The following is a 22,079-nucleotide window of genomic DNA, read 5'->3' as shown; positions in this document are numbered from 1 at the left end:
CAGGCGGTCTCACGCTGGCCGAGCTCCCCACGGTCGTGGCAGCCCTGTGCGACCGTGTCGGCCTCGATCCGACCGGCGCCCAGTTGATCAAGTTCACCAACAACGCCGCACTGCGGCTGGCCACGGCTCCGGTGGTGGTGCGCATCGCCGGTTCCCGCGCCGCTAGGGCCAGCATCACCACGGTCGTGCAGGTGGCCCGCTGGCTGACCGGCCAAGACATGCCCGCTGTGCGCCTGCTGTCCGGCATCGACCAACCCGTCGAGGCCGCAGGCCACGTGGCAACGTTCTGGGAGGAAGTACCCGTCACCGGTCCCGCGCCCACAGGGGCCGACCTGGGACGCATTCTCCGCCGGTTCCACGCCCTGCCCGAACCCGACTTCGCACTACCCGACTGGGCTCCATTTCCCCGTATCCGCGCACGCATCGCCGACGCCCAAGGCATCAGTGCCCGCGACCAGGAATGGCTGCTGGAACAGTGCGCCGCAGTGGAAGCCGAGGTCCGGTCGTTGGACTACGTGCTGGAAGCGGGTCTGATCCACGGCGACCCGTTCCTGGGCAACCTGATCCCTGGTCCTGACGGTCCCGTGCTGTGCGATTTCGACGGCGTCTCTTGGGGGCCGCGGGAATGGGACCTCACCCCTGTCGCGGTGGGACGGCTGCGCATGAACTATCCCGAGGACCACCACACCCCGCTGGCCGACGCCTACGGCTACGACGTCACCGCCTGGGTCGGCTTCCCGGTCTTCCGCCGTCTACGTGAACTCGTCCTGGTCACCAGCGTGCTTCCACAACTGGCCGGCAACCCCGGCATCCGCGCCCAGTGGGAGCCCCGCTACGCGAGCTTCCGCGCAGGCGACACCCGCACCCGGTGGGACACCTACCACTGACAGGACTCCAACAGGCTCAACACCCCTTGGACAGCTTGGCCCCCACAAGCCCGGGACTGTCCCGCGTCGGCCATGCCGACATGATCGTTCACCTCCGGCTACGGGGCCCGCCGCGGGCCTGCCCGATCCCCATGCGGAGTGTGCGTGTGAGCGTGGCCTCGCTTGTCGCCACCGCCTCGGTCAGAAGGGCGTGCAGAGCCTCGGGTAGTCGTCCGGTTCCCAATCCACAGGAGGCTGTCACTTCGGCGAGTTCGTCCCTCACCGGTTGGGCGGCCCCGCTCGGGTGCGTCAGGATCTCCCTGGCGCGGTAGCCGTCACGTTCCTCGATCGCGCGGCGGATGAGGTCGGTGGCGATGCGGCCCCCTCGGGGGTGGTCGGTACCTCCGAGAGCATCGACCACGGTCAGTCCCAGTCGTGTGTGAAACACCGCCGTACGGCCTGGGCACTCAAGCGCCTGGTAGAGGCCGAGCATGGTGTGGACGTCCCGGTCCGCCACCCGCTTCCCGCAGAACAGAAGGATCGCATGCCGGTGACACCAGGTGCGCGCCAGCTCCAGCAGTCCTGCGTCCGAGGCCAGGAGGGCGGCCTGGTTGTACACGGCTGAGGCGGCTGTCGGGTCGGTGCTGCGTGCCGCCGAGTCGGCGAGCCTGCACAGCTCGCCGACTCGGGCGTCGAGCGGGGCACACGGTGGACGCGACCGCGCGACCAAGGGAAAGCGCCGTGCCAGGGCAACGGTGTCTGTGATCATTCCCAGATGACGGTGACGGGGTGGCGGGGGCGGTCCAGGACGTAGCGGCCCGCCTCCGGATCGGAGACCACCGCAGTGTCGGGGAGTTCGAAGCGCGCCTGGTGGTTGCGGTGGTCGCGGTCCCAGACCCGCACCTCCTCGACCACTTGGTACGCCAGTTCCTCGGCGCCGGGACCGTGGCCGATGACGCCGACCTCGTACCGTCTGGCACTGTCGGGACCGGGCTCGGCTGCTCGGATGGTGAGGTAGGCGAGGTCGCCGCCGCGGGTGGTGGCCATGGCCGTGGTGGGAAACATCGGCGCGACCAGTCCGCTGTCCCGGGCGGCGGGTTCGACGTTCATCCGCATCAGCGGGTTGGCCAGGCGGCAGGACAGCCACAGGTACAGCCACTCGAACGACTCCCGCGGCACGAAGCACACCCCACTCCACGCCTCGCAGCGGCCGGCGCCCAGCACACCGGCCAGCCCATCGGCATCGGCGTCGGTGTTGTCCCCGTGGGTCTGCAGGGTCACCTGCCCGTCCCCGGTGAGGTCGATGACGCGGCGCGCGTCGTCACCGATCCCGCGCAGCGGCATGAACACCGCCAGTTCGCTGCCGCGGCTGGTCCAGCCACGCTCGGCGCGCTCGAAGACGATACTGCGGGAGACGGCGCCACTCAGACGCAGCGGCACCACCAGGCGCCCGCCGGGAGCCAGTTGTTCCAGCCAGGCCGTGGGCACCTCGTAGGCGCCGACGGTGGCGATGATCCGGTCGTAGGGGGCGCTGTCGGGGTGGCCGAGGGCGCCGTCGCCGAGGACCGCTTCGACGTTGGGCGCGCCCGCGGCGGCCAGGTGGTCCCGGGCCCCCGCGACAAGGTCGTCGTCCACGTCCACCGTGGTGACGCGGCCCTCCGGCCCGACGAGGGCGGCGAGCAGGGCCGCGTTGTAGCCGGTGCCCGCGCCCAACTCCAGCACGCGCATGCCCGGCGCGGCCTGGAGCTGCTCCAGCATCATCGCCACGATCCTCAGCTGGGAAGCGGCACTGATGGAAGCCCCCGTGTCAGGGTCGCGCTTGGTGTAGACGGCCTCATCGGCATAGGCCTCCTCCAGAGACGTCCCCGGCACGAACAGATGCCGGGGCACCCGGCGCAGGGCCGCCTCCACCGCAGCGCTGCGGACCACGCCGTCCCCGCACAAACGGTCGACCAGGACGGAGCGCAGCTCCTCGGCGCGGGCGGCCTCGGCGGAGCCGCGGTTCACAACAGTGCTTGTCACAGAAACCTCGTGGTCGGAGTGGCCCAGGACCACTACGCCAGAGCAACGAACCGGCAGTACCCGGTTCCGCTGTCCTGACGACTCCCAGCCCTTGCAATAAGCGGTGAAGACGGCTAGCGCTAGCGGTGTGTGAGCACCAGTCGGACGTGTTCCTTGTCAATGACCACCCCTTCGTGGTGCTGCGGGTCCGCGTGCCCAACAGCAGTCGGCCAGACGGTGATGACGGGCTGGGCGTCGCGATCGCGGTCCCACAGGCGGATGCTCGCGCAGAGGCGTTCGGCGAGGTCGGTTCCTGCGGGACCGTGTCCAGTGGCCCCCAGCTCGAAGCGGGGCTCGTCGTCCTGGTCGACGGGACGGGGCCTGGTCAGGTAGGCCAGGGAGTCGCCTTCCACGATCGCGGGAGTGCGGTAGGGGAACACGGCGTGGCAGACGCCGGCGTCGATGGCGGCGGGCTCTGCGGCGAGACGGCAGGTACCTGGCTCGGTGGCGCTCAGCCACAACCAGACATGGTCGAAGGGCTCATTGGCGGCCACGGTGACACCGGACCACACGGTGCTCTCCGAGCGGGTGAACACGCTGTGCAGGGCGGTCGGGCTGATGTCCTGGCCCGCGTCCCAGTACAGGGCCACATGGTCAGTGATCTCTGCGGTGCGTTCACCGTCGCTGTTCCCGACCATGGGGATGAATCCGCAGAGCCGACTGTCGGTGGCACGCAGCTTGTCGGCGTAGCGGGTGAAGGCGATACTGCGGGACTGGCCCCGCCAGTGCAGCGGCACCACAAGGCGCCCGCCGTCGCGGAGTTGGTCGAACCAGGCCCGGGGCAGGTCCCACGGTCCGACCGTGACGATGATCCTGTCGTAGGGGGCGTCCTGCGGGTAGCCGAGCACGCCGTCCGCGTTGACCACCCGGACCCGGGAGTAGCCGGTCTCGGCCAGGGTGCGCCGCGCGTGGTCGACGACGTCAGAGTGGATGTCGACAGTGGTGACCCGGCCTTCCGGCCCGACCAGTTCGGCCAGCAGAGCGGCGTTGTACCCGGTGCCGGCGCCGATCTCCAGGATCCGTTCGCCGGGCTGCGGGTCGAGTTGGTCGAGCATCATGGCCACGACGGTGGGCACGGAGATACAGCTGGCCGGCCGGTCGGTGCCGGGTTTGATGGTAATGGCCTTGTCGGCGTAGGCGTCCTCTGTGGAGGCTTCGGGGACGAACCGATGCCGGGGAACGGTTCGCAGGGCGTGCTCGACTCGTGGAGAGCGGAGGTGGCCTGCGGTCCTGATGCGGTCGACCATACGGTCGCGCAGCTGTTCGGGACGTGTACCGGCTGCGTTGGTCATCGTGGTCCTTCCGGGTCCGTGGTCGTGACAGGTGCGGTGGTCAACAGGCAGGCGTCCCACCAGGAGGCGGGCGAGGAGGGGGAGACAGGATGCTCACCACCGTGGTGGACCAGCATGGCCCCCACTGTGCCTTCCAGCAGACCTTTGTGGTCGGGCGTGTCTGGCAGGTATGGCCAGCGTCGGCTCCAGAGCTCGTGAAGGCGGGAGAACGCCAGGGTGAGCACACTTCCGCGAAGGGAGTCCTCCGCGGCACGTCGGCTGGTGTGGACGAGTCCGGCCCAGCCGTGGCACAGCGAGTCGTCGCGGAGCTGGTCGAGTTGGGCTTCATCGGTGATGCAGGAAGCCAGAACGGTCTCAGCGGTGTGCTGCCGTTCCGGGGTGTTCAGGGCGAGAGCAGCGAGCTGCCGAGCGCGGGCCAGACCAGGAGTTCCGTAGCACCAGGACGGTCGTTGCGGGCCGGTTTGGTGAAGGGTTTCGCTTTCCCATTCCCGAGCGGAGACGGCCCCTGGCCACCAGGGGCGATGGGGAAAGTCACGAAGCCAACGATCCAATACCCTGTTGATGTCAGCGATGGCTTCTGCCTGGCTGGCACGGTGATGCCGTGGAGCATCGTCTGGGCCAGCAGTGCCAGCGGACCGCTGATGCCGTGAGCCAAGCCCAGGTTGGCGTGACCGCCGGGCCATCGGGGATCCGGGCGGTCGGAAGGGCCATGAAGTGTCCACCAGCCGGGAAGGCGACGGTCTCCGATGGTGACCGTTGCGGTCAGTCGGACCAGGTAGGCCAATACTTCCCGCAGTAGATCGGCATTCTGGGCCTGAAACAGGTATACACCGATCCCGGTCAAACCGCTGATCAAGTCGTATTCCCCCAGACGGGGAAGTTCTCCGCGGCTGATCCGAGCGTAGGCCTGGTCCAGTCGGGCCCGGGTGAGCGCAGTGATGTGGTCATCGAGTGCAGCCAAGACAGTCGTGTGGCTGCGCTTGGCAGCGATACGCAGCACGAACGCGACTGCGGGCGCCCCGTAGAACAAATTGGCTTCGGTATGGGCGGCTACCGGGCCGCGAGTCACAGTGGTCACCCACTGATGGGCAGTATCCCACTCCTCTGCACCGGTGCAGGCACGAACGATGTGGAGGAGGGCTGTGCCAAGAGCACCGAAAGCCAGGGACTGTCGTTGAGCGGGGGCGAGTCCGCTTTGGGGAACGTGCCGAAGGACGTTGGTCACCGGACACCGTTTCCTTTCCTGGCCAGCCAGGAGAGGGAGGCCTGTCGTGCCAGGCGACGGCAGGTGCGCTCGTGCTCCGGGCCAATGCCTACGGCACGGTTGTGGTGCATGTGCAGCAGCGACTCCACCACGATGTTGATATTCGCGTCCGCTGGCAATGCCATGCGATAGGCCTTCAAAGCGTCGGCGCGTCTCTGCCACAGCGCATCGAGTTCGTGGCTTCGACCCCATAGAGACCGGGCGCTGGTCTCGGTGCTGATTCGGATGGCCTCGTCGGCCACTCTGCGGTCGATTGCAGGAGCGGTAGGAGTTGGGCGTTGCGCCAACCAGTTCATCGCTGCTGTGGGATCACCGTAGAAGCCGGTGACGATGGCCACCATGTTTGCCACCACTGACGCGGTGGGATCCACAGGGCTTGTGGCCTGCTGGCGCAGCAGGGCTGCCACGAGTTCGGCGTCGGCGACGAAGACCTCTTCTGCCGCGTTCAACGCTGGGCCTGCCCCGTAACGTCCGATCTCCGGAGAGTAGGTGTCAAAGGACAGGGCACCGGCCACTCCTGTCCGCCGCAACTGTTGAGCCCACTCGGCGACTTTCCGCACCTGTCGGCCGTAGCGGTCCGGGGAGGTGCGGATGCGAATGCGCAGGTGGTCGGTTTCTCGCGAACTTCGGTAGCGCAGCCACCAGCATGGGGGGGAGTTGAGCTCGGCCAGGAGAGCGGGGAGTTGCTCGGTGACGATCTCAGTCATTCTCTCGGGATGGGTGAAGAGCTTCGTGGACAGCCAAATGGCTTCCGCAGCCCCCGAAAGTTGCCCATGCGTGTTGGTCACCGTCGGCAGAGGGCCGCACAGCGGGTTGGGGGCCTCCGGAGATACGGCGGCCAACGGCAGTGCGATTTCGTGAGCGTGGCCATTGATCCATCCGTATTCCTTGAGGGGGGTGGCCTGGTAGAGGATGGCTTGGCCGTGTCGGCTGAGATGGGCATGCAGCAAAGCCACGTGGGCAGGCTCTTGGAGCGTGAGGCGCAGTGTGCGGTCGGCTTCACGCAACTCCACCACGTTCGGGCAGTTCCAGCGTTGCCGCCACTGATCGAGTGCTGTCTCCCAGTCACCTCCTCGTGGTGGCAGGTCGGCTTTGGTCAGGCGCCACTGGGCCGGGGACAGTATGGTGCGCCGGTAGCGGACCTGAGGCAGAAACGGCAGTGTGGCGTGCGGTCCCCAGTCGAACTGATACCAGGAGGCCAGACCTGCGCGGGGTAGGTGGGCGAGAAACCGGGCGAGCAACGGGGCTTGTTTGTCCAAGGCGAGAGCGTGGAACACCTGGGGTTCCACAACCCTGCGGTGGGTAAGGCTGACCAGGTACAGGCGGTCACTGGTAGCGGTGATCGCCAGGTCGTCCACGGTGATCAGTGTCTGTTCGGCACTGGAAGATGGATACTGTCCGAGCGGAAGCAAGTGGTCCAGGTAGGCGGGGACGCGGCAGACGTTTTCGGCGTGTGCGTACAGCGGCCCGAAGCTCATCTGGACGCGGAGTGCTCCCCTGATCGAGCAGGGCAGGGCCCGGTAAACCTCGGCCAGGCCGCTGCCGGTGGCGATGGGGGTGAAGCGAGAGGTCAGTGTGCCCGCAGACCGAGCGGGGGCCACGGTGATGAGGAAATCGCCGCGGTTCAGTGCTTCGGTGTCGGCTGCGTGGATGCGTGCGGAGAGTTCGACATGTGGAGGAATGCGGTGGGGGTCGCAGTCTCCGTTGCTCAAAGCGTCAATGTCTGCGTCGGTAAGGACGATCTCACGGCTGTCTGTAGCCACAGCCTGCCAAGCCATGGACAGCAGTCGTTCATCTCGTGTCGTGGATCCGTCTCCTGGTAGGGGGAACACGCTGCCGCGGTATCCAGCCGGGTAGCCGAGTCCGGAGTCGGGGTTGAGGACATCGGTGAGTGGTACGAGGGTTCCTGTGCCGTAGCGCTCGACGAACGCCGCATGGTAGTCGTGCCAGGCTTTTCTCCGGTGGGTTGACGGGTCAGCCGCAGCAGTGCGCTTGCTGCTCGCTCCATCTCATGCGCTACTTGACGGGGAAGTCGGACCTGGCAATCCAGCAGCAGGTCCAGTGCCAGCGGCATGCGTCCAGCCCGGGACAGTTCTCTCATCGCGCTGGTGACCAGTGCTCGGGAGTGTTTCTGATCTTGCGGGGTGGTGGCTGGATGATTGTGGTGTTGCAGTTCGTTTTGGATTTCCTCAAGGGCGCGGAGTAAGGGGGCTGTGTGTGCCACGGTGTCGGCGCCAGCCTCGCGGAGTTGGTCCACAACGTGGGCTAGCGGGTCGGTAACTGTAAACGGGGCGCGCAAGTTGGTGATCAAGCAGCCGTTTTTTACCAGTTCTGTGAGCGTGCTTCGAACTCTGTCCCGATCAACGGCGAATTCTTCGGCAAGCATGTCGACGAGAGCAGCGAAACGGATCGGGGTGGTGGCTCTGTCGCAGAGTACGGCAACGACACGGGTGTAGTTCAAGGTCACCCGGTTCGGTCCTCGCGGCACTTCGAGTCGCCGGCCACGGCGGTGAGCGAGGTCTGAGAGCACAACGAAGAGTCGGTCCAGTAATTCGGGGCAGCTTTCGGCCTGTTCGATGATGTCGATCAGCCATTCGGTGTTGACACGAGCAGCGGCCCGGTGGTTGTGCCCCCAGGCCACCTTTGCGGTTGGGCCCAGTTTGACTGGAGCAACTCCTGCGAACAGTCCAAAGGGTGTCGGACGACCGATGCTACGAAGTAAGTAGCGGACGGTGGACAGGGAGGCGCTACGGACCTGCTTGTCTCGAACGGGGTTCCCAGTTCGAAGGACTGCAACAGTCTTTTCCAGTGAAGGGCTGGCTTGTCCCACGGCTTCCGCGAGACGCGGATCATCCCACACCCGTGCCAGCCAAGCTCGGCTTGCTGTGGGGTCGGTGAGATCCGGCCAACTGAGGGAAGAGGTGGACAAGGGGACGGCGGCGGCCCGCAACAGCGCCGCACCGGTGTGTCGGTACAGCCTTGCCAACTTGGTGGTGGCACCCATTTCGTCTCTCCAAGCAATGAGAGGAAGAGGCTGCCTGGAGCTCGGCCCCCTCGCCCCGGGCAGCACCCAGATCAGCAGGCATCAGACTCCACCGGTGACGCAAGCCGAGGCGCAGGTCGGTTGGCAGCCGTCGTTGGTTCCTTCCCCGCAGGCGAACAGGGGATCTCCCGGGGGAATGTCGGTGACAATCTGCACATCGAGCGCGAAGGGGTCTTCGGAGACAGACGGTTCAGCAGCAACCGTATTACTCATTTCGTTCTCCTTATTCTGACCAGTTTGTTGAAGACACTTGCTTCTGAGTCGAGCGAGCATCCCGCCAGCGCTCTACACTGTCCCCCCGGGCACCGCATTAGACAAATACAACTCCAGCAATAAATGCAATAAATTGCAATATTCCTATCGCCTCGATCTTCGAAAGAAACCCCCTAGTAGATCCCCTTGTCGACCTAGAGAGCTTCTCCAGCTTTTACGCCAGCCAGGCCACACTCAACGGACATGTGAACCCCGTCTCGGTCCCCGCCTACTGAAGCAGAACCTGTTGTGTGCTCGCACAGTCTGGCTGCGCTGGTCTGCGGGGCTGGGAGACTCCAGGCCAGGCTGCAGGCCGTAATAATCTGTTATGGACTCCCCGGATCCTGTAGGAGATCATGGCCTCCGTGATCTGCGGCCACTGCGGGCACGACCGTGCCGAGGGGAGATGCGAGTGCATTCCCGTCGCTTTCTGGCAGCGCGCTGACGTCCGCGAGGCGGTGGCGCGCTCGGATGTGACGCGGATCGTGCGGCTGCTGCGCACCCATACGGAGTTGACGCAAGAGGCCATCGGAAACATGACCGGCCTGTCCCAGGGCATGGTCTCGCAGATGGAATCGGGGAAGCGCTCCCTGCGCGATGCGGCCAAGAAGCGCAGGGCTCTGGAAGGCCTCGGTATCCTCCCTCCAGCTTCCACTATGAGGGCGGGACCATCGGGTGCAGGCGCACCGCTCGACACGTCGGATACTGAGGACATCTCAGCGAGAACCTGTACCACTCCCGCCGTCGAGGGGTTTCACTCGAACGGTCCCGTGGGACAACCACTCCCCCAGCGCCCTCTCTCCAGGAAGGCCAGCCCGGATCCGCAAAACGACCGCAGTCTGCTCCCGGTGTGGCCCGGCCAGACGGGTGCTCCGGAGAATGACGACATGAACCGCCGTGAACTGCTGCGCCTGTTCAGTGTCACTGGCACACTGCTGGCCCTGCCATCTGCCGGGTTCGTACCGGGCATCGACCAAGCGATCAGTTCTATTCCAGGACGGTCGGGGCACCTGGATGCCACCGCGCTGGACGAGTACACGCAGTTGAACAGCAACCTATGGCGCGTCTTCGGGTTGACCCCGTCCAAAAGCCAGGTGCTGCCCCTGGTGCGCACCCAACTCGACGTGCTGACCGACAAGCTCAAACAGCCCCACGGCGAGGCCGCCCGCCAGCGGCTCTGTCTTCTGACCGCGGACCTGTTCCAGTTGGCTGGAGAGATCTTCTTCGACGGCAACCACTACACCGACGCCGCCCACTGCTACTCCCTCTCCGCTTCTGCGGCCAAGGAGGCCGGAGCGTTCGACCTCTGGGCGTGCGCACTGACGCGGCACGCGTTCGTTGCGGTCTATGAACGGCAGTTCCCCCAAGCGGTCCCTTTGCTGGAACTCGCCACGGCCCTTGCACACCGCGGGGACTCGACACTGTCCACCCGATACTGGGTCGCTGCCGTGCAGGCTGAGACCTTCGCCGGTCTCGGAGACCAAGACGCCTGCCAGCGGGCTTTGGACACCGCAGAGCAGGTCCTGGACCTGCCCGGCCAGGTCCACAACGGTGGCTGGCTGCGCTTCGACGGCTCGCGCCTGGCTGAGGAGCGCGGCACCTGCTATGTCGCACTGGGACGGTCCGACCTCGCCGAGACAGCGCTCACCAAGGCCCTGACCGGACCCCTTACTGTGCGACGCCGTGCAGGCGTGCTCACCGACCTCGCGCTTCTCGGCGTCCAGCGTCGAGACCCAGAGCAGGTGGTGGCCTTCACCGCCGAGGCGGTGGAGGCGGCTCGCCAGACCGGATCGGGTGTGATCAACCGCAAACTGCGAGGGCTCCAGCAGTATCTGCTACCGCTGCTCCGCGACAGACGCATCCGTCGGCTCAACGACGACATCACCGCCCTCACCAGACCTGCAGTTTCCGGATAATCGACAGAGGAGTTGAAGTGCACGACGAGCGAGGCCGGCTGTTTCGCGACGCGTGGATCGCCGGGGTAAAGAACCACTATCCCGGCGACCCCAAACCGGGTTACATCGCTCCCTGGGAAGACACTCCCGACTGGGAACGGGCCGCCGCGGCCGCCGTCTACGACCAGGTCGCCGCCTTCGTCGAGACGACCAACGGCGCCACCGCCAAACTCACCCGATCCCAGAAGGGCCGGTTCGTCGCCCTGTGCTGGATCGGCCAGATCTACAAGCACTTTCCCGACCCCAAGCCCTCCTATGTCGCCGACTGGGACGACCTGCCGGCCTGGCAGCAGGAAACCGACGCCGACATCTTCGAACAGATCGAAATACACGTCAGGGCCGACAAGGCCGTGTGACGGGTGCGAAGCCCTCAGGGGGCGTGACAGCCCCCTGAGGGCCTTCCCGAGACCGGCGTCTCACCCATCAGCGGACCACTCTGCCCCCGGCCCTGGCCGACCACCTACACCGGCTGCTGGAGCTGCGAGATCCCCACAACCGGTCGCTGGGCATGCAGACGCTGCACATCGGCCTCATCGACGCCGATCTTTTCGAACGGTTCTTCATCACCTCAGAGAAGGCCGCCGTTGTCCCGTTACCGTCACTCACCTTTGTGTACAGTTTCGACTCCGGTGTGGTGCTGGGGCCGCGAATCGCCGAACGGTTGTTGGACCACGCCCGGCAGGGCTACGCTGCCGCCACCCGTGTCGAGACCACCGCAGCACCGTGGACCCTGGAACTCGCCCCGGTCGTCCCGCGCGCGTAAGGCCCGCACGACGGGCGGCCGGTCCGCTACATGGTCACCGTCGGTCGTCCCGCGCGCGTAAGGCCCGCACCCATCAGGCGTACACCTCTTCCTCGTCGTGGGCGGTCGTCCCGCGCGCGTAAGGCCCGCACGCCACCGCAGGCGGCGCCCCCTGGCCACACGGCGGTCGTCCCGCGCGCGTAAGGCCCGCACTCCGCCTGCCGGGTGGCGCGGTCGGCCTCAGCCGGTCGTCCCGCGCGCGTAAGGCCCGCACGCTGCCTCCTCGGGCGCGATGAGCCCCCGGGACGGTCGTCCCGCGCGCGTAAGGCCCGCACTGATGCGCACCCCCCCACGGGGCGGGGTGCGGTCGTCCCGCGCGCGTAAGGCCCGCACTCAGCCAGAACGGACTGGTCATGAGGGGCCTCCGGTCGTCCCGCGCGCGTAAGGCCCGCACGGGGTGGCGGGGCGTGGGGGCTGTCCTGGCGGCGGTCGTCCCGCGCGCGTAAGGCCCGCACACGACCCCGGCCCGCAGCGCGTCCGCCAAGACCGGTCGTCCCGCGCGCGTAAGGCCCGCACGCGGGCCACGGACCCGCGCCGGGTCGCGGTGTACGGTCGTCCCGCGCGCGTAAGGCCCGCACAGTTACTGACCTGCATCTAAGCAGAAGCTTTACCGTTTTGAGATACGCGCGAGAGGGACGTCGGCGGATTGCTCCGCCGAGGTGGCGCTGGCCCGCAGAGGCCAGCGTCTTCCCGCTTCGATGACTGTTGCCCGCTCTCCCTTGAGGAGGACAGGACTGACACGGTCTCCACGGGCGTTTAAGGGCTCCCCTCTACCAGGGGCGCCCGTGCCAGGCGGCACAATTTCCGCATGGGCAGCGATGTTGCGTGCCGCGTTGAGATCACGGTCGAGCTGTAATCCGCACTCGGCACACACGAACTCCCGATCGGCGAGCGTTTGGCTTGGGTTTCGCCGTCCGCATGCTGAAACTGAGACGGAAGCACGACGAGGCCCCGGGGCGCTGGGCGCTCCGGGGCCTCGTGCTGCCTGGTCAGGCGGTGCGGAGGATAAGGGATTCGAACCCTTGAGGGGTTGCCCCCAACACGCTTTCCAAGCGTGCGCCCTAGGCCACTAGGCGAATCCTCCGCAGAACACTCTACATGGAATCGGACAGTGCTCCGAACCGGTTCCCCGTCCCGGCCGGGGAAGTACCGGTCCGAGCTGCGGAACGTCCGGGTTCGCGAAACCCGTCGGGGGCCTATAGACTCTCGGACAGACCCCTCGTGCGGCGTCATCCTACGAACCTCCCCAGGGCCGGAAGGCAGCAAGGATAAGTAGGCTCTGGCGGGTGCGCGGGGGGTCCTTTCGCGTTTGGGGCCGCCGATCGCGCGGAGCAGCCCCTGACTGTCATCGGAACGGGGTTGAATGGATGGCGTGGACGCCACCGAGGAGCCTGTGACCCCACAGCGCCGGTCCGCGGAGGGAGCAGTGAGCGCGCCGTGAGCATCGCCCTGTACCGCAAGTACCGTCCCGCGACCTTCGCCGAGGTGCGCGGCCAGGAACACGTCACCGAGCCGCTGCGCCAGGCGCTGCGCAACGGGCGGGTCAACCACGCCTACCTGTTCAGCGGTCCGCGCGGCTGCGGCAAGACGTCCAGCGCGCGCATCCTGGCCCGCTCGCTCAACTGCGTGCAGGGCCCCACCCCCGACCCGTGCGGGGAGTGCGAGTCGTGCGTGGCGCTGGCCCCCGACGGCGGCGGCAGCATCGACGTCATCGAGATCGACGCCGCCTCCCACGGTGGTGTCGACGACGCGCGTGACCTGCGAGAACGCGCGTTCTTCGCGCCGGTGAACTCGCGGTACAAGGTCTACATCATCGACGAGGCGCACATGGTGACCCGCGAGGGTTTCAACGCGCTGCTGAAACTCGTCGAGGAGCCGCCGCCGCACCTGAAGTTCGTCTTCGCCACGACCGAGCCCGAGAAGGTCATCGGCACGATCCGGTCGCGCACCCACCACTACCCGTTCCGGCTGATCCCGCCGAGCACGCTGCGCGAACTCATGGAGGAGATCCTCACCGAGGAGGGCGTGCCCTACGACCCGGCGGCGCTGCCGCTGGTGGTGCGCGCCGGCGGCGGCTCCGCGCGTGACTCGCTGTCCATCCTCGACCAGCTGCTCGCGGGCTCCGACGAGCGCGGCATCACCCGCGAGGGCGCGGTGCAGCTGCTCGGCTACACCGACTCCAGCCTCCTCGGGGAGATGGTCGACGCGCTCGGCGCGCGCGACGGGGCCGCCGTGTTCGGCCTGATCGACCGGGTGGTCGAGGGCGGCCACGACCCCCGCCGGTTCGCCGCCGACCTGTTGGAGCGCGTCCGCGACCTGGTGGTGCTCAACGCGGTGCCCGACGCGTTGGACAAGGGTCTGATCAACGTGCCGCCCGACGCGGTGGAGCAGATGCGCGAGCAGGCGGGCCGGCTCGGTGCGGCACAGCTGACCCGCGCCGCCGAGATCCTCAACAAGGGGCTGACCGAGATGCGCGGCACCACCGCGCCCCGGCTGCTGCTGGAACTGATGTGCTCGCGCATCCTGCTGCCCGCCGTCGACCCCGGTGACGAACTGGCGCTGGCGGCCCGGCTGGAGCGCTTGGAGCGCGGCGGTGCCGCGGCGGCCCCCGCGGCCGCTGCGGTCGCGCCCGCCCCGGCGGGAGGCGCGCCGTCCGCGGCCCCGCCGCCCGCCCCGGCCGCACCGGACCGTCCGGTCGCGCCGCCGCCCGAGGCACGGCCGCAGCAGCCGCCCGCGGCCCCGTCCCGGCCCCAGCCGCGTCCGGCCCCGGCCGACGACTGGGGCTCCCCCGCACAGCCGGGCACGCCCGCGCCCGCCGCGCAGCAGCGTCCCCAGGTCCCGGCCGGGGGCGGGTCGTTCGACGACCGGTGGCCGCACATCCTGGAATACCTGGCGAGCAACCGGAAGCGGGCCGCGCACGCCATCGTCCGCGACGGGGTGCGCACCACCGTGCTGAACGGGCGCACCCTCACCCTCTTCTTCGAGACCGACGGCCTGATGCGCAGCTTCGTCACGGGCGGGCGGGCCCGGGACATCGCCGAGGCGGTGCAGCGGGTGTGCGGTCTGGAGGTCTCCGTGGAGGCGTCCACGGGGAACCCGGGCAGTGCGGCGCCGCGCGCCCCGCAGGCCGCCGCGCCCCGTCCGCCGCAGCCGGTCCGGGAACCCGCCGCACCGCCCGCACCCCAGCCGGACCGGGACGCCCCTCCAGCGCCGCCTTCCGCGCCCTCGCCGGGATCCGCGTCCCGGGGGGCGGCGGAGACCGGGTGGGACGACGTCCCGGTGGCCTTCTCCCGCCCCGAACCGGCGGGCGTCCAGCCCGCCCCGGAGCCGCCCGCGCCTCCCGAGCCGGCCCCCCGGCCCCAGCCGGGACCGGCCGAGGCGGCCGACTCCGGACCGGCCGGCGATTCCTCGCTCGCCCCCGAGGACGCGGCGGAGAACGACCTGGACGAGAGCGCCTTCACCGGTTCCCTGCTCATCGAGAGCGAACTGGGCGGCCACCTCATCGAGGAGATCGACCACACCAAGTAGTCCGCCCCGCGGTCAGCGGTTCATCGCGGCCTCCAGTTCGGAGGCGAGCCGCTCGGCCCAGTCGGTGGTCTCGGCCTCGGCGTGGGAGACCCGGAAGGTGTGGCCGCGGTCGTCCAGGCCGTCGAGTTGGAAGACGACGTGGGCGCCCTCCTCGTCCGTGACGAAGGAGACCTCCAGGTCTCCGACGGCCTCGTAGCGGGGGCTGGCCCCGAACTCGATCTCCTGGTGGAAGGGGAGCGTCTGGTCGGTGCCGATGAGTTCTCCGGGCTCCAGGTCGGATTCGACGAGCTGGAACCCCAACTCGTCGAGGGCGGTGAGGATCCGTTCCTGCACCGGCAGCGCGTGCACGGCGAGCGGGTCCAGGTCCCTCTTGTCGAACGCCCGGTCGACGTGCAGCCGGGTGCGCACGCCGACCTTCGGCCCGTTCAGCGGGGTCCCGCCGGAGACGGTGAGGGGCGCCTCGAACGGGACGGGCAGCTCGAACCCGAAGACCCGGTGCTCCCCGGCGGGCAGGGAGAAGGCCTCGCAGACCAGGAGGCGGCCCCAGGAGCGGGTGGCGGTGTACTCGCCCTCGTGCTCCACCTCCTCGCCCTCGGAGTCCTCGGTCGTGTACTCGTACTCGTGCTCGACCTCCGCCTCCAGGGTGAGGGTGATCTTCTCGATCTCGGTGTCGTGGTCCCCGCCGGTGACCTCGACCCGTCCGGTGAGGGTCCCGCCGGGGGCCACCTCGGTGGAGTCGAACACGGTCTCGACGGTGGGGCCGCCGACGCCGAAGACGCGCATGAGGCGCTTGAGGACCATCGGCATCCTTCCGGGGGTGGTGGGGTGGACGCGTACCAGATTCGCAGAATCCCCGGTGGTTTGTTGGGGTTCTGCCGGTTCCGGCCGCAGGGTCGGACGTTCCGGCACCACGGGCCCCGGTGGACGGCGTCCTGGGGAAAAGCCGTGTCCGTCGCGTTCCGCACCTGTGGATGGCGTCCCACGGGGCATGGGAGAGTCGTAGGCTCATGAGCCACACCCGTCTCTTCTCCAAGTCGCGTTGGGAGTAGTCGCACCGTGACGAACGATCCCTTCGTCCACCTGCACGTCCACACCGAGTACTCGATGCTGGACGGGGCTGCCAAGCTCAAGCCGCTGTTCGCCGAGGCGGCCCGGCTGGGCATGCCCGCCGTGGCGATGACCGACCACGGCAACATGTTCGGCTCCTACGAGTTCTGGCAGACCTCCAAGGGCACCGGGGTCAAGCCGATCATCGGGATCGAGGCGTACGTGGCGCCCGAGTCCCGCTTCCACAAGCAGCGGGTGTTCTGGGGGCAGGGCAAGACCGGCGACGACGCGGCCGAGGGCGGCAAGGACGTCTCCGGCGGCGGCCGCTACCTGCACATGACCATGTGGGCGAAGAACGCCAAGGGGCTGCGCAACCTCTTCCGGCTGTCGTCCCTGGCCTCCATCGAGGGCTACTACACCAAACCGCGCATGGACCTGGACCTGATGGCCCAGTACAGCGAGGGCATCATGGTCACCACCGGATGCCCCTCCGGCGGCGTGCAGACCCGGCTGCGGCTCGGCCAGGAACGCGAGGCCATCGAGTACGCGGGCAAGCTCCAGGACATCTTCGGCCGCGACTCGGTGTTCCTGGAGCTGATGGACCACGGCATCGACATCGAACGCGAGGTCCGCTCCGGCCTGCTGTCCGTCGGCAGGAAACTGGGCCTGCGCCCCCTGGTCACCAACGACTCCCACTACGTCACCGAGGACCAGGCCGCCGCGCACGACGCGCTGCTGGCCGTGGGCGTCGGCAAGAACCTCGACGACCCCACCCGCTTCCGGTTCAACGGCACCGGCTACTACCTCAAGAGCGCCGACGAGATGCGCGACCTCAACCACTTCGATGAGTGGGCCGAGGGCTGCCGCAACACCCTGTGGATCGCCGAGCAGGTCGAGGACGGCGCCTACGACGAGGTGTTCCAGCCCCGCGACCTGATGCCCAAGTTCCCGGTGCCGGAGGGCGAGACCCAGGCGAGCTGGCTGCGCAAGGAGGTGGAGCGCTGCATCCCCAGCCGGTTCCCCGACGGGCCCGACCGGGAGACGCGTGAACGCATCGAGTACGAGCTGAACGTCATCGAGAAGATGGGGTTCCCCGCCTACTTCCTCGTCGTCGCCGACATCTGCCAGTACGCGCGCCGCTCCGGGATCGCGCTGGGCCCGGGGCGGGGCTCCGCCGCCGGGTCGATGATCGCCTACATCCTCGGCATCACCGACCTCAACCCGATGCCCTACGGCCTGCTGTTCGAGCGGTTCCTCAACCCCGAACGCGTGTCGATGCCCGACATCGACCTGGACTTCGACGAGCGTAAGCGCGGCGACATGATCCGCTACGTCACCGAACGCTACGGCGAGGAGCGGGTCGCGCAGATCCTCACCTTCGGCACCATCAAGGCCAAGGCGGCCATCAAGGACGCCACCCGCATCCTCGGCTACCCCTACGCGCTCGGCGACAAGATCACCAAGGCGTTCCCGCCCGCCGTCATGGGCAAGGAGATCCCGCTCTCCGCGGTCTTCGACGAGTCGCACCCCCGCTACCACGAGGCGGTCGAGCTGCGCCAGCTCATCGAGTCCGACCCGGACGTCCGCAAGGTCTACGAGACCGCCAGCGGTCTGGAGGGCCTGACCCGGGGCACCGGTGTGCACGCCGCGGGCGTCATCCTCTCCTCCGAGCCGCTGCTCGACGTCATCCCGCTGCACAAGCGCGACACCGACGGCGCCATCATCACGGGCTTCCCGTACCCCCAGTGCGAGGAGATGGGCCTGCTGAAGATGGACTTCCTGGGCCTGCGCAACCTGACGATCATCGACGACGCGGTGCAGAGCGTGAAGGCCAACGAGGGCAAGGAACTCGACCTGGCGAACCTGCCGCTGGACGACAAGAAGACCTACGAACTGCTGTCCCGCGGCGACACCCTCGGCGTCTTCCAGTTCGACGGCGGTCCCATGCGCGCGCTGCTCAAGCGCATGCAGCCCAAGTACTTCAGCGACATCTCCGCGGTCAGCGCGCTGTACCGGCCCGGTCCGATGGCCGCCAACGCGCACAACGACTACGCCGACCGCTCCAACGGACGCCAGGAGGTCACCCCGATCCACCCGGAGCTGAAGGAGGCTCTGGACCCGATCCTCTCCGAGACCTACCACCTGCTCGTCTACCAGGAGCAGATCATGGCGATCGCCCAGCAGCTCGCCGGGTACACGCTGGGCGGCGCGGACCTGATGCGCCGCGCGATGGGCAAGAAGAAGAAGGAGGTCCTGGAGAAGGAGTACGAGACGTTCCGTTCGGGCATGCTGGAGCGCGGCTTCTCCGCGGAGGCCATCCAGACGCTGTGGGACGTCATGCTCCCGTTCTCCGGCTACGCCTTCAACAAGTCGCACTCCGCCGCCTACGGCGTGGTCTCCTACTGGACCGCCTACCTCAAGGCCAACCATCCCGCGTCCTACATGGCGGCGCTGCTCACCTCGGTGGGCGACGACAAGGACAAGATGGCCGTCTACCTGGCCGAGTGCCGCAAGATGGGCATCCGGGTGCTGCCGCCCGACGTCAACGAGTCGGGCCTGCGGTTCACCCCGGTCGGCAGCGACGTCCGCTTCGGCATGGGCGCGGTCCGCAACGTGGGCGCCAACGTCGTGGAGTCCATCATCAAGACCCGCGAGGAGAAGGGGAAGTTCACCTCCTTCGTGGACTTCCTGTCCAAGATCGAACTGGCCGTCTGCAACAAGCGCGTCATCGAGTCGCTGATCAAGGCGGGCGCGTTCGACTCGCTCGGCCACTCGCGCCTGGACCTGTACCGCCACCACGAGGCGGCGGTCGACGCCGTCATCACCTCCAAGAAGCAGGAGGCCAACGGTCAGTTCGACCTGTTCGGCGGGGACGACGAGGAGGAGGGGGCCGCGCCGATCGGCCTCACCATCAACTGGACCGGCGAGGAGTGGGACCGCAAGACCAAACTCGCGTTCGAGCGGGAGATGCTGGGGCTGTACGTGTCCAGCCACCCGCTGGCGGGCGCCGAACGCATCCTGGCGCGGTCCAGGGACGCCTCCCTGCTGGAGGTCGTCAACGGCGAGCGCCGCAACAACGACGAGGTACGCATCGCGGGCCTGATCTCCAAGGTGGAGAAGCGCATCAACAAGGCGGGCAACCAGTGGGCGATCGCCACGATCGAGGACCTCGACGCCTCGATCGAGGCGCTGTTCTTCCCCAAGACCTACCCGCTGTACGTGGACGCCCTGGTGGAGGACACCGCGGTCACCGTCAAGGGGCGGCTCAACGACCGGGAGGGCACCTATTCGATCTTCGTGTCGGAGATGTCGATCCTGGACATCTCCCACGTCTCCGAGGGGGAGCCCCCGGTCCTGCTCACGATCCCGGAGAAGCGGATCACCAGGGAGCTGATCAACGACCTCAAGCAGGCGCTGCGCAGCCACCGCGGCGACACGCCGGTGCGGATCCGGGTGGACAACCCGCTGCGGTCGCGGATCTTCGCGGTCGACGACTACCCGGTGCGGGTCAGCCCCGAGTTCTCCGGTGAGATCAAGGGCATCCTGGGGCCCGAGGCGATCACCTACTGACCTGGTCGACCGGGGGGCGCGGGGCCTGCCGTGACGGTCTCCGCCCCCGGTCGTCCGCGCACTCGGCCGCGGCGGTGCGCCCTGGCACGGAGGGAGTCCCCGCGGAGCGCCTCGTCCAGGTTGGTCGCCGCCTCGATCAGCGCCAGGTGGACGAACACCTGCGGGTAGTTGCCGAACATGGTCCCGTCCGCGGCCATCTTCTCGGAGAACAGCCGGAAGGGTCCGGCGCGGGCGCACAGGGCGTCGAAACGCCGCCGCGCCTCCTCCACCCGGCCCGCCATCACCAGCGCCGACACCATCTCGAAGGAGCTGAGCAGGAACGCCTCCTCGGGGCCGTCGTCGACGCCGTCGCGGGTCGCGGAGGGGTCGTAGCGGTGCACCAGGAAACCGGCTTCGCCCAGCTCGGTGTCGATGCGGTCGATGGTGGCCAGTACCCGGGGGTCGTCGCCGGGGAGGAACCCCGCCAGCGGGATGCGCAGCAGCGCCCCGTCGACGTCGGCCGAGCCGTAGGACTGCACGAACCTGCCGAGACCGGGGTGGTATCCCTTGGCCATCAGGTCGGCGCGGACCATGCCGCGTTCGGCGCGCCACGCGTCCAACGTGTCGGCGGAGACGCCCCCGGTCCGTTCGAAGAGGCGGACCGCGCGGTCGAAGCACACCCACGCGTACAGTTTCGAGACGGTCCAGTGCCGTTGGCCGCTGCGGACCTCCCACATCCCGGAGTCGGGCTGGCGCCACAGTCGGCGTGCCGCCTCCACCACCGTGCGCAGCTCGTCGAGGTCGGCCGCGCAGAGCCGTCCGGTGACCTCGTGGTAGTCGAACGCCACGTCGAGGATGTGCCCGTAGACGTCGAGCTGGTGCTGCCTGTAGGCGTTGTTGTGGATGCGCACCGGGCGGAGGCCGCGGTAGCCGCCCAGGTGCTCCAGCACGATCTCGTCGGGGACCGGGCCCTGGTCGATCCGGGCCGTCGGCGGTACCCGGCTCTCCTTTCTGATGCAGTAGTCCAGCAGGAAACGCAGGTAGCGGCCGGCTTCCTGGTGGTGGCCCATGCCCAGCAGCGTGAGCACCACCAGGGCGGAGTCGCGGTTCCACACGTAGCGGTAGTCCCAGTTGCGCCGCCCTCCCCACCGCTCCGGCAGCGATGTGGTGGGGGCCGTGACGAGGCCGCCGCTCTCCTCGAACATGAGGCCCCGCAGGACGACGGTGCTGTGCCGCACCCAGTCGGCCGCCACCCCGTCGTAGTCGGTGGTGGACGACCAGGTCCGCCAGGCCCGCACCGAGCGGTCGAGCAGGTGGTGCGCGCTCGCGGCGTCGACCCGGCGCAGCGTGTCCCCCGTGTAGTCGAGGCCGAGCGCCAGCGACTCGCCGGCGTGCAGAACGGTCTCCGTCACGACGCCCCCTTCCCGGCCGGGGACGGCTCCGCCGTGGCCGGACAGCAGGATGCCGCTGCCGTCCTCGACGAGTACGCCGTCCCGCGCCTCCCAGCGGGGGTCGCGGGCACCGTAGTCGGGACGGGCCAGGACCCGGGAGCGGACCCGAACCGTGCCCTGTTCACAGTGGACCAGGCGGACCAGGATTCCGGCGGACACGACGCCCTCGGGGCCGCGGGGGAGGACCGCCAGGAAGTCGTGGCCCACCGCACTCCCCTGCGGGGCCCGCCAGCGGGTGCGGAGCACCAGCGTCTCTCCGACATAGCCCCGTTCGACCGGGGTGGCGTCGGGCACCGTCAACTCCCAGGCCCCGCCGCTGCGCCGGTCCAGCAGCCGAGCGAAGACGCTGGGGCTGTCGAAGCGGGGCGCGCACAGCCACTCCACCGCACCGTCCGGGGCGACGAGTGCGGCGGTGCGGCAGTCGGACAGCATCGCATACTCACTGATCGGTGGAAATTCCGTCGTGTTCATGGCCGCCACTCCGATGGCACGTGTCTGTCGAACAGGCCGGTGGGGAAGTACTGCTCTCCGCTGACGTGGCGGACCGCCGCCCTGTCGGAACTGTGGTGGGCCTGTCCGTGGCGCAGCACCGTCCGGGGCTGTCCGGAAGACACGCGTTCCGGGACGGCGGACCGGACCACGGTCACGGAGCGGGCGCGGCGTCCCGGCTCCGGGGCCGCCCGGACCGGACGGTCCCGGTGGATACTCCATGGCGCGCAGTGGCCGGAGCGCACGTCCTCGACGAGTCCGGCCTCCCGTGCCGTGCACGCCTTGCCCGCCGGGGCTTCGGGGGGAAGCTGCTCGTGGGAGGAGGGAGAACCGTACGTCGTCATGGGTGCTTCCCGTCTGCTTCGAGGCCCTTTCGGGTGTGTCGACGTCCGTGACCGTTGCGCGGGTCGGATGTTTCGGCTATCCCCGCCACCGGCCCGTAAACCCGTGGCGGGGCCCGTCGGAGGCGGAGTTGTGGAC

14 protein-coding genes, 1 tRNA gene, 1 other RNA gene, 3 pseudogenes and 1 CRISPR repeat array are annotated in these 22,079 nt (G+C 68.4%); of the genes and pseudogenes, 6 read left to right on the top strand and 13 right to left on the bottom strand.

Features of this window, described 5'->3' with window-relative positions:
* Nucleotides 1-35: 35 nt before the first annotated feature.
* On the top strand, nt 36-887 hold the full coding sequence (locus FOF52_RS17555; protein ID WP_248591010.1) for an aminoglycoside phosphotransferase family protein: 852 nt from the start codon (nt 36-38) through the stop codon (nt 885-887).
* An 88-nt stretch (nt 888-975) separates the two neighbouring features.
* Here FOF52_RS17555 and FOF52_RS17550 read toward each other — a convergent pair whose 3' ends face one another.
* The 8 genes and pseudogenes from FOF52_RS17550 to FOF52_RS17520 form a co-directional block, all read right to left on the bottom strand.
* Nucleotides 976-1,635, bottom strand: a complete 660-nt coding sequence (locus FOF52_RS17550) for a hypothetical protein (RefSeq protein ID WP_248591009.1) — start codon at nt 1,633-1,635, stop codon at nt 976-978.
* Nucleotides 1,632-2,873: a methyltransferase, FxLD system gene (gene fxlM / locus FOF52_RS17545; protein WP_248591008.1), complete on the bottom strand. Its 1,242-nt coding sequence runs from the start codon at nt 2,871-2,873 to the stop codon at nt 1,632-1,634. Before fxlM (FOF52_RS17545) ends, FOF52_RS17550 begins: the two co-directional genes overlap by 4 nt.
* 134 nt (nt 2,874-3,007) lie before the next feature.
* Nucleotides 3,008-4,219: a methyltransferase, FxLD system gene (fxlM, locus tag FOF52_RS17540; RefSeq protein WP_248591007.1), complete on the bottom strand. Its 1,212-nt coding sequence runs from the start codon at nt 4,217-4,219 to the stop codon at nt 3,008-3,010.
* The gene (locus FOF52_RS22210) at nt 4,216-4,902 is read right to left on the bottom strand and encodes a lanthionine synthetase LanC family protein (RefSeq protein ID WP_425265557.1); all 687 of its coding nucleotides are present in this window, start codon (nt 4,900-4,902) and stop codon (nt 4,216-4,218) included. The genes fxlM (FOF52_RS17540) and FOF52_RS22210 overlap by 4 nt, the downstream gene beginning before the upstream one ends.
* Nucleotides 4,821-5,444, bottom strand: a pseudogene (locus FOF52_RS17535) (lanthionine synthetase LanC family protein); the annotation flags it as partial. The pseudogene FOF52_RS17535 and the gene FOF52_RS22210, both read right to left, overlap by 82 nt.
* A complete protein-coding gene (locus FOF52_RS17530; protein WP_282574080.1) occupies nt 5,441-6,271 on the bottom strand; it encodes a thiopeptide-type bacteriocin biosynthesis protein in 831 nt (276 codons plus the stop codon). The pseudogene FOF52_RS17535 and the gene FOF52_RS17530, both read right to left, overlap by 4 nt.
* Before the next feature lie 216 nt (nt 6,272-6,487).
* Nucleotides 6,488-8,487: pseudogene (locus FOF52_RS17525) on the bottom strand (lantibiotic dehydratase family protein); the annotation flags it as partial.
* A gap of 81 nt (nt 8,488-8,568) precedes the next feature.
* Nucleotides 8,569-8,739 (bottom strand): FxLD family lanthipeptide, encoded by a 171-nt coding sequence (locus tag FOF52_RS17520; RefSeq protein WP_248591005.1) that lies wholly within the window; start codon nt 8,737-8,739, stop codon nt 8,569-8,571.
* A gap of 395 nt (nt 8,740-9,134) precedes the next feature.
* Between FOF52_RS17520 and FOF52_RS17515 the strand changes: the two genes are divergently transcribed.
* Together FOF52_RS17515 and FOF52_RS17510 are read left to right on the top strand one after the other, a co-directional pair.
* A complete protein-coding gene (locus FOF52_RS17515; RefSeq protein WP_248591004.1) occupies nt 9,135-10,694 on the top strand; it encodes an NsdA family TPR-like regulatory protein in 1,560 nt (519 codons plus the stop codon).
* A gap of 17 nt (nt 10,695-10,711) precedes the next feature.
* Nucleotides 10,712-11,089, top strand: coding sequence for a hypothetical protein (locus FOF52_RS17510; RefSeq protein ID WP_248591003.1), 378 nt, complete (start codon nt 10,712-10,714; stop codon nt 11,087-11,089).
* 387 nt (nt 11,090-11,476) lie between these two features.
* A CRISPR array of direct repeats spans nt 11,477-12,113; the repeat unit is 29 nt; unit sequence CGGTCGTCCCGCGCGCGTAAGGCCCGCAC.
* Between the two features lie 29 nt (nt 12,114-12,142).
* Here FOF52_RS17510 and FOF52_RS17505 read toward each other — a convergent pair.
* Nucleotides 12,143-12,430, bottom strand: a pseudogene (locus FOF52_RS17505) (zinc ribbon domain-containing protein); the annotation flags it as partial.
* 104 nt (nt 12,431-12,534) lie between these two features.
* Nucleotides 12,535-12,619 (bottom strand) — tRNA-Ser (locus FOF52_RS17500).
* Nucleotides 12,620-12,745: 126 nt separating this feature from the next.
* Here FOF52_RS17500 and ffs point away from each other — a divergent pair.
* Together ffs and FOF52_RS17490 are read left to right on the top strand one after the other, a co-directional pair.
* Nucleotides 12,746-12,841, top strand: an RNA gene (gene ffs, locus FOF52_RS17495) — signal recognition particle sRNA small type.
* Nucleotides 12,842-12,972: 131 nt separating this feature from the next.
* On the top strand, nt 12,973-15,063 hold the full coding sequence (locus tag FOF52_RS17490) for a DNA polymerase III subunit gamma and tau (RefSeq protein WP_248591002.1): 2,091 nt from the start codon (nt 12,973-12,975) through the stop codon (nt 15,061-15,063).
* Between the two features lie 12 nt (nt 15,064-15,075).
* On the opposite strand, the gene FOF52_RS17485 is transcribed toward FOF52_RS17490, so the two are convergent.
* Nucleotides 15,076-15,864, bottom strand: coding sequence for a sporulation protein (locus FOF52_RS17485; protein WP_248591001.1), 789 nt, complete (start codon nt 15,862-15,864; stop codon nt 15,076-15,078).
* A 255-nt stretch (nt 15,865-16,119) separates the two neighbouring features.
* On the opposite strand from FOF52_RS17485, the gene dnaE reads away from it, so the two are divergent.
* Nucleotides 16,120-19,680: a DNA polymerase III subunit alpha gene (gene dnaE / locus FOF52_RS17480; RefSeq protein ID WP_282573652.1), complete on the top strand. Its 3,561-nt coding sequence runs from the start codon at nt 16,120-16,122 to the stop codon at nt 19,678-19,680.
* Here the strand turns inward: dnaE and FOF52_RS17475 are convergent.
* On the bottom strand, nt 19,674-21,581 hold the full coding sequence (locus FOF52_RS17475) for a glycoside hydrolase family 15 protein (protein ID WP_248591000.1): 1,908 nt from the start codon (nt 21,579-21,581) through the stop codon (nt 19,674-19,676). The genes dnaE and FOF52_RS17475 overlap by 7 nt on opposite strands.
* On the bottom strand, nt 21,578-21,943 hold the full coding sequence (locus FOF52_RS17470) for a hypothetical protein (RefSeq protein ID WP_248590999.1): 366 nt from the start codon (nt 21,941-21,943) through the stop codon (nt 21,578-21,580). Before FOF52_RS17470 ends, FOF52_RS17475 begins: the two co-directional genes overlap by 4 nt.
* Nucleotides 21,944-22,079: the final 136 nt, after the last annotated feature.

This window comes from Thermobifida alba (assembly GCF_023208015.1).
GTDB classification, from domain to species: domain Bacteria; phylum Actinomycetota; class Actinomycetes; order Streptosporangiales; family Streptosporangiaceae; genus Thermobifida; species Thermobifida alba.
The sequence above is the reverse complement of the archived record's forward strand: the minus strand, read 5'-3'. Positions and strand labels throughout refer to the sequence as shown.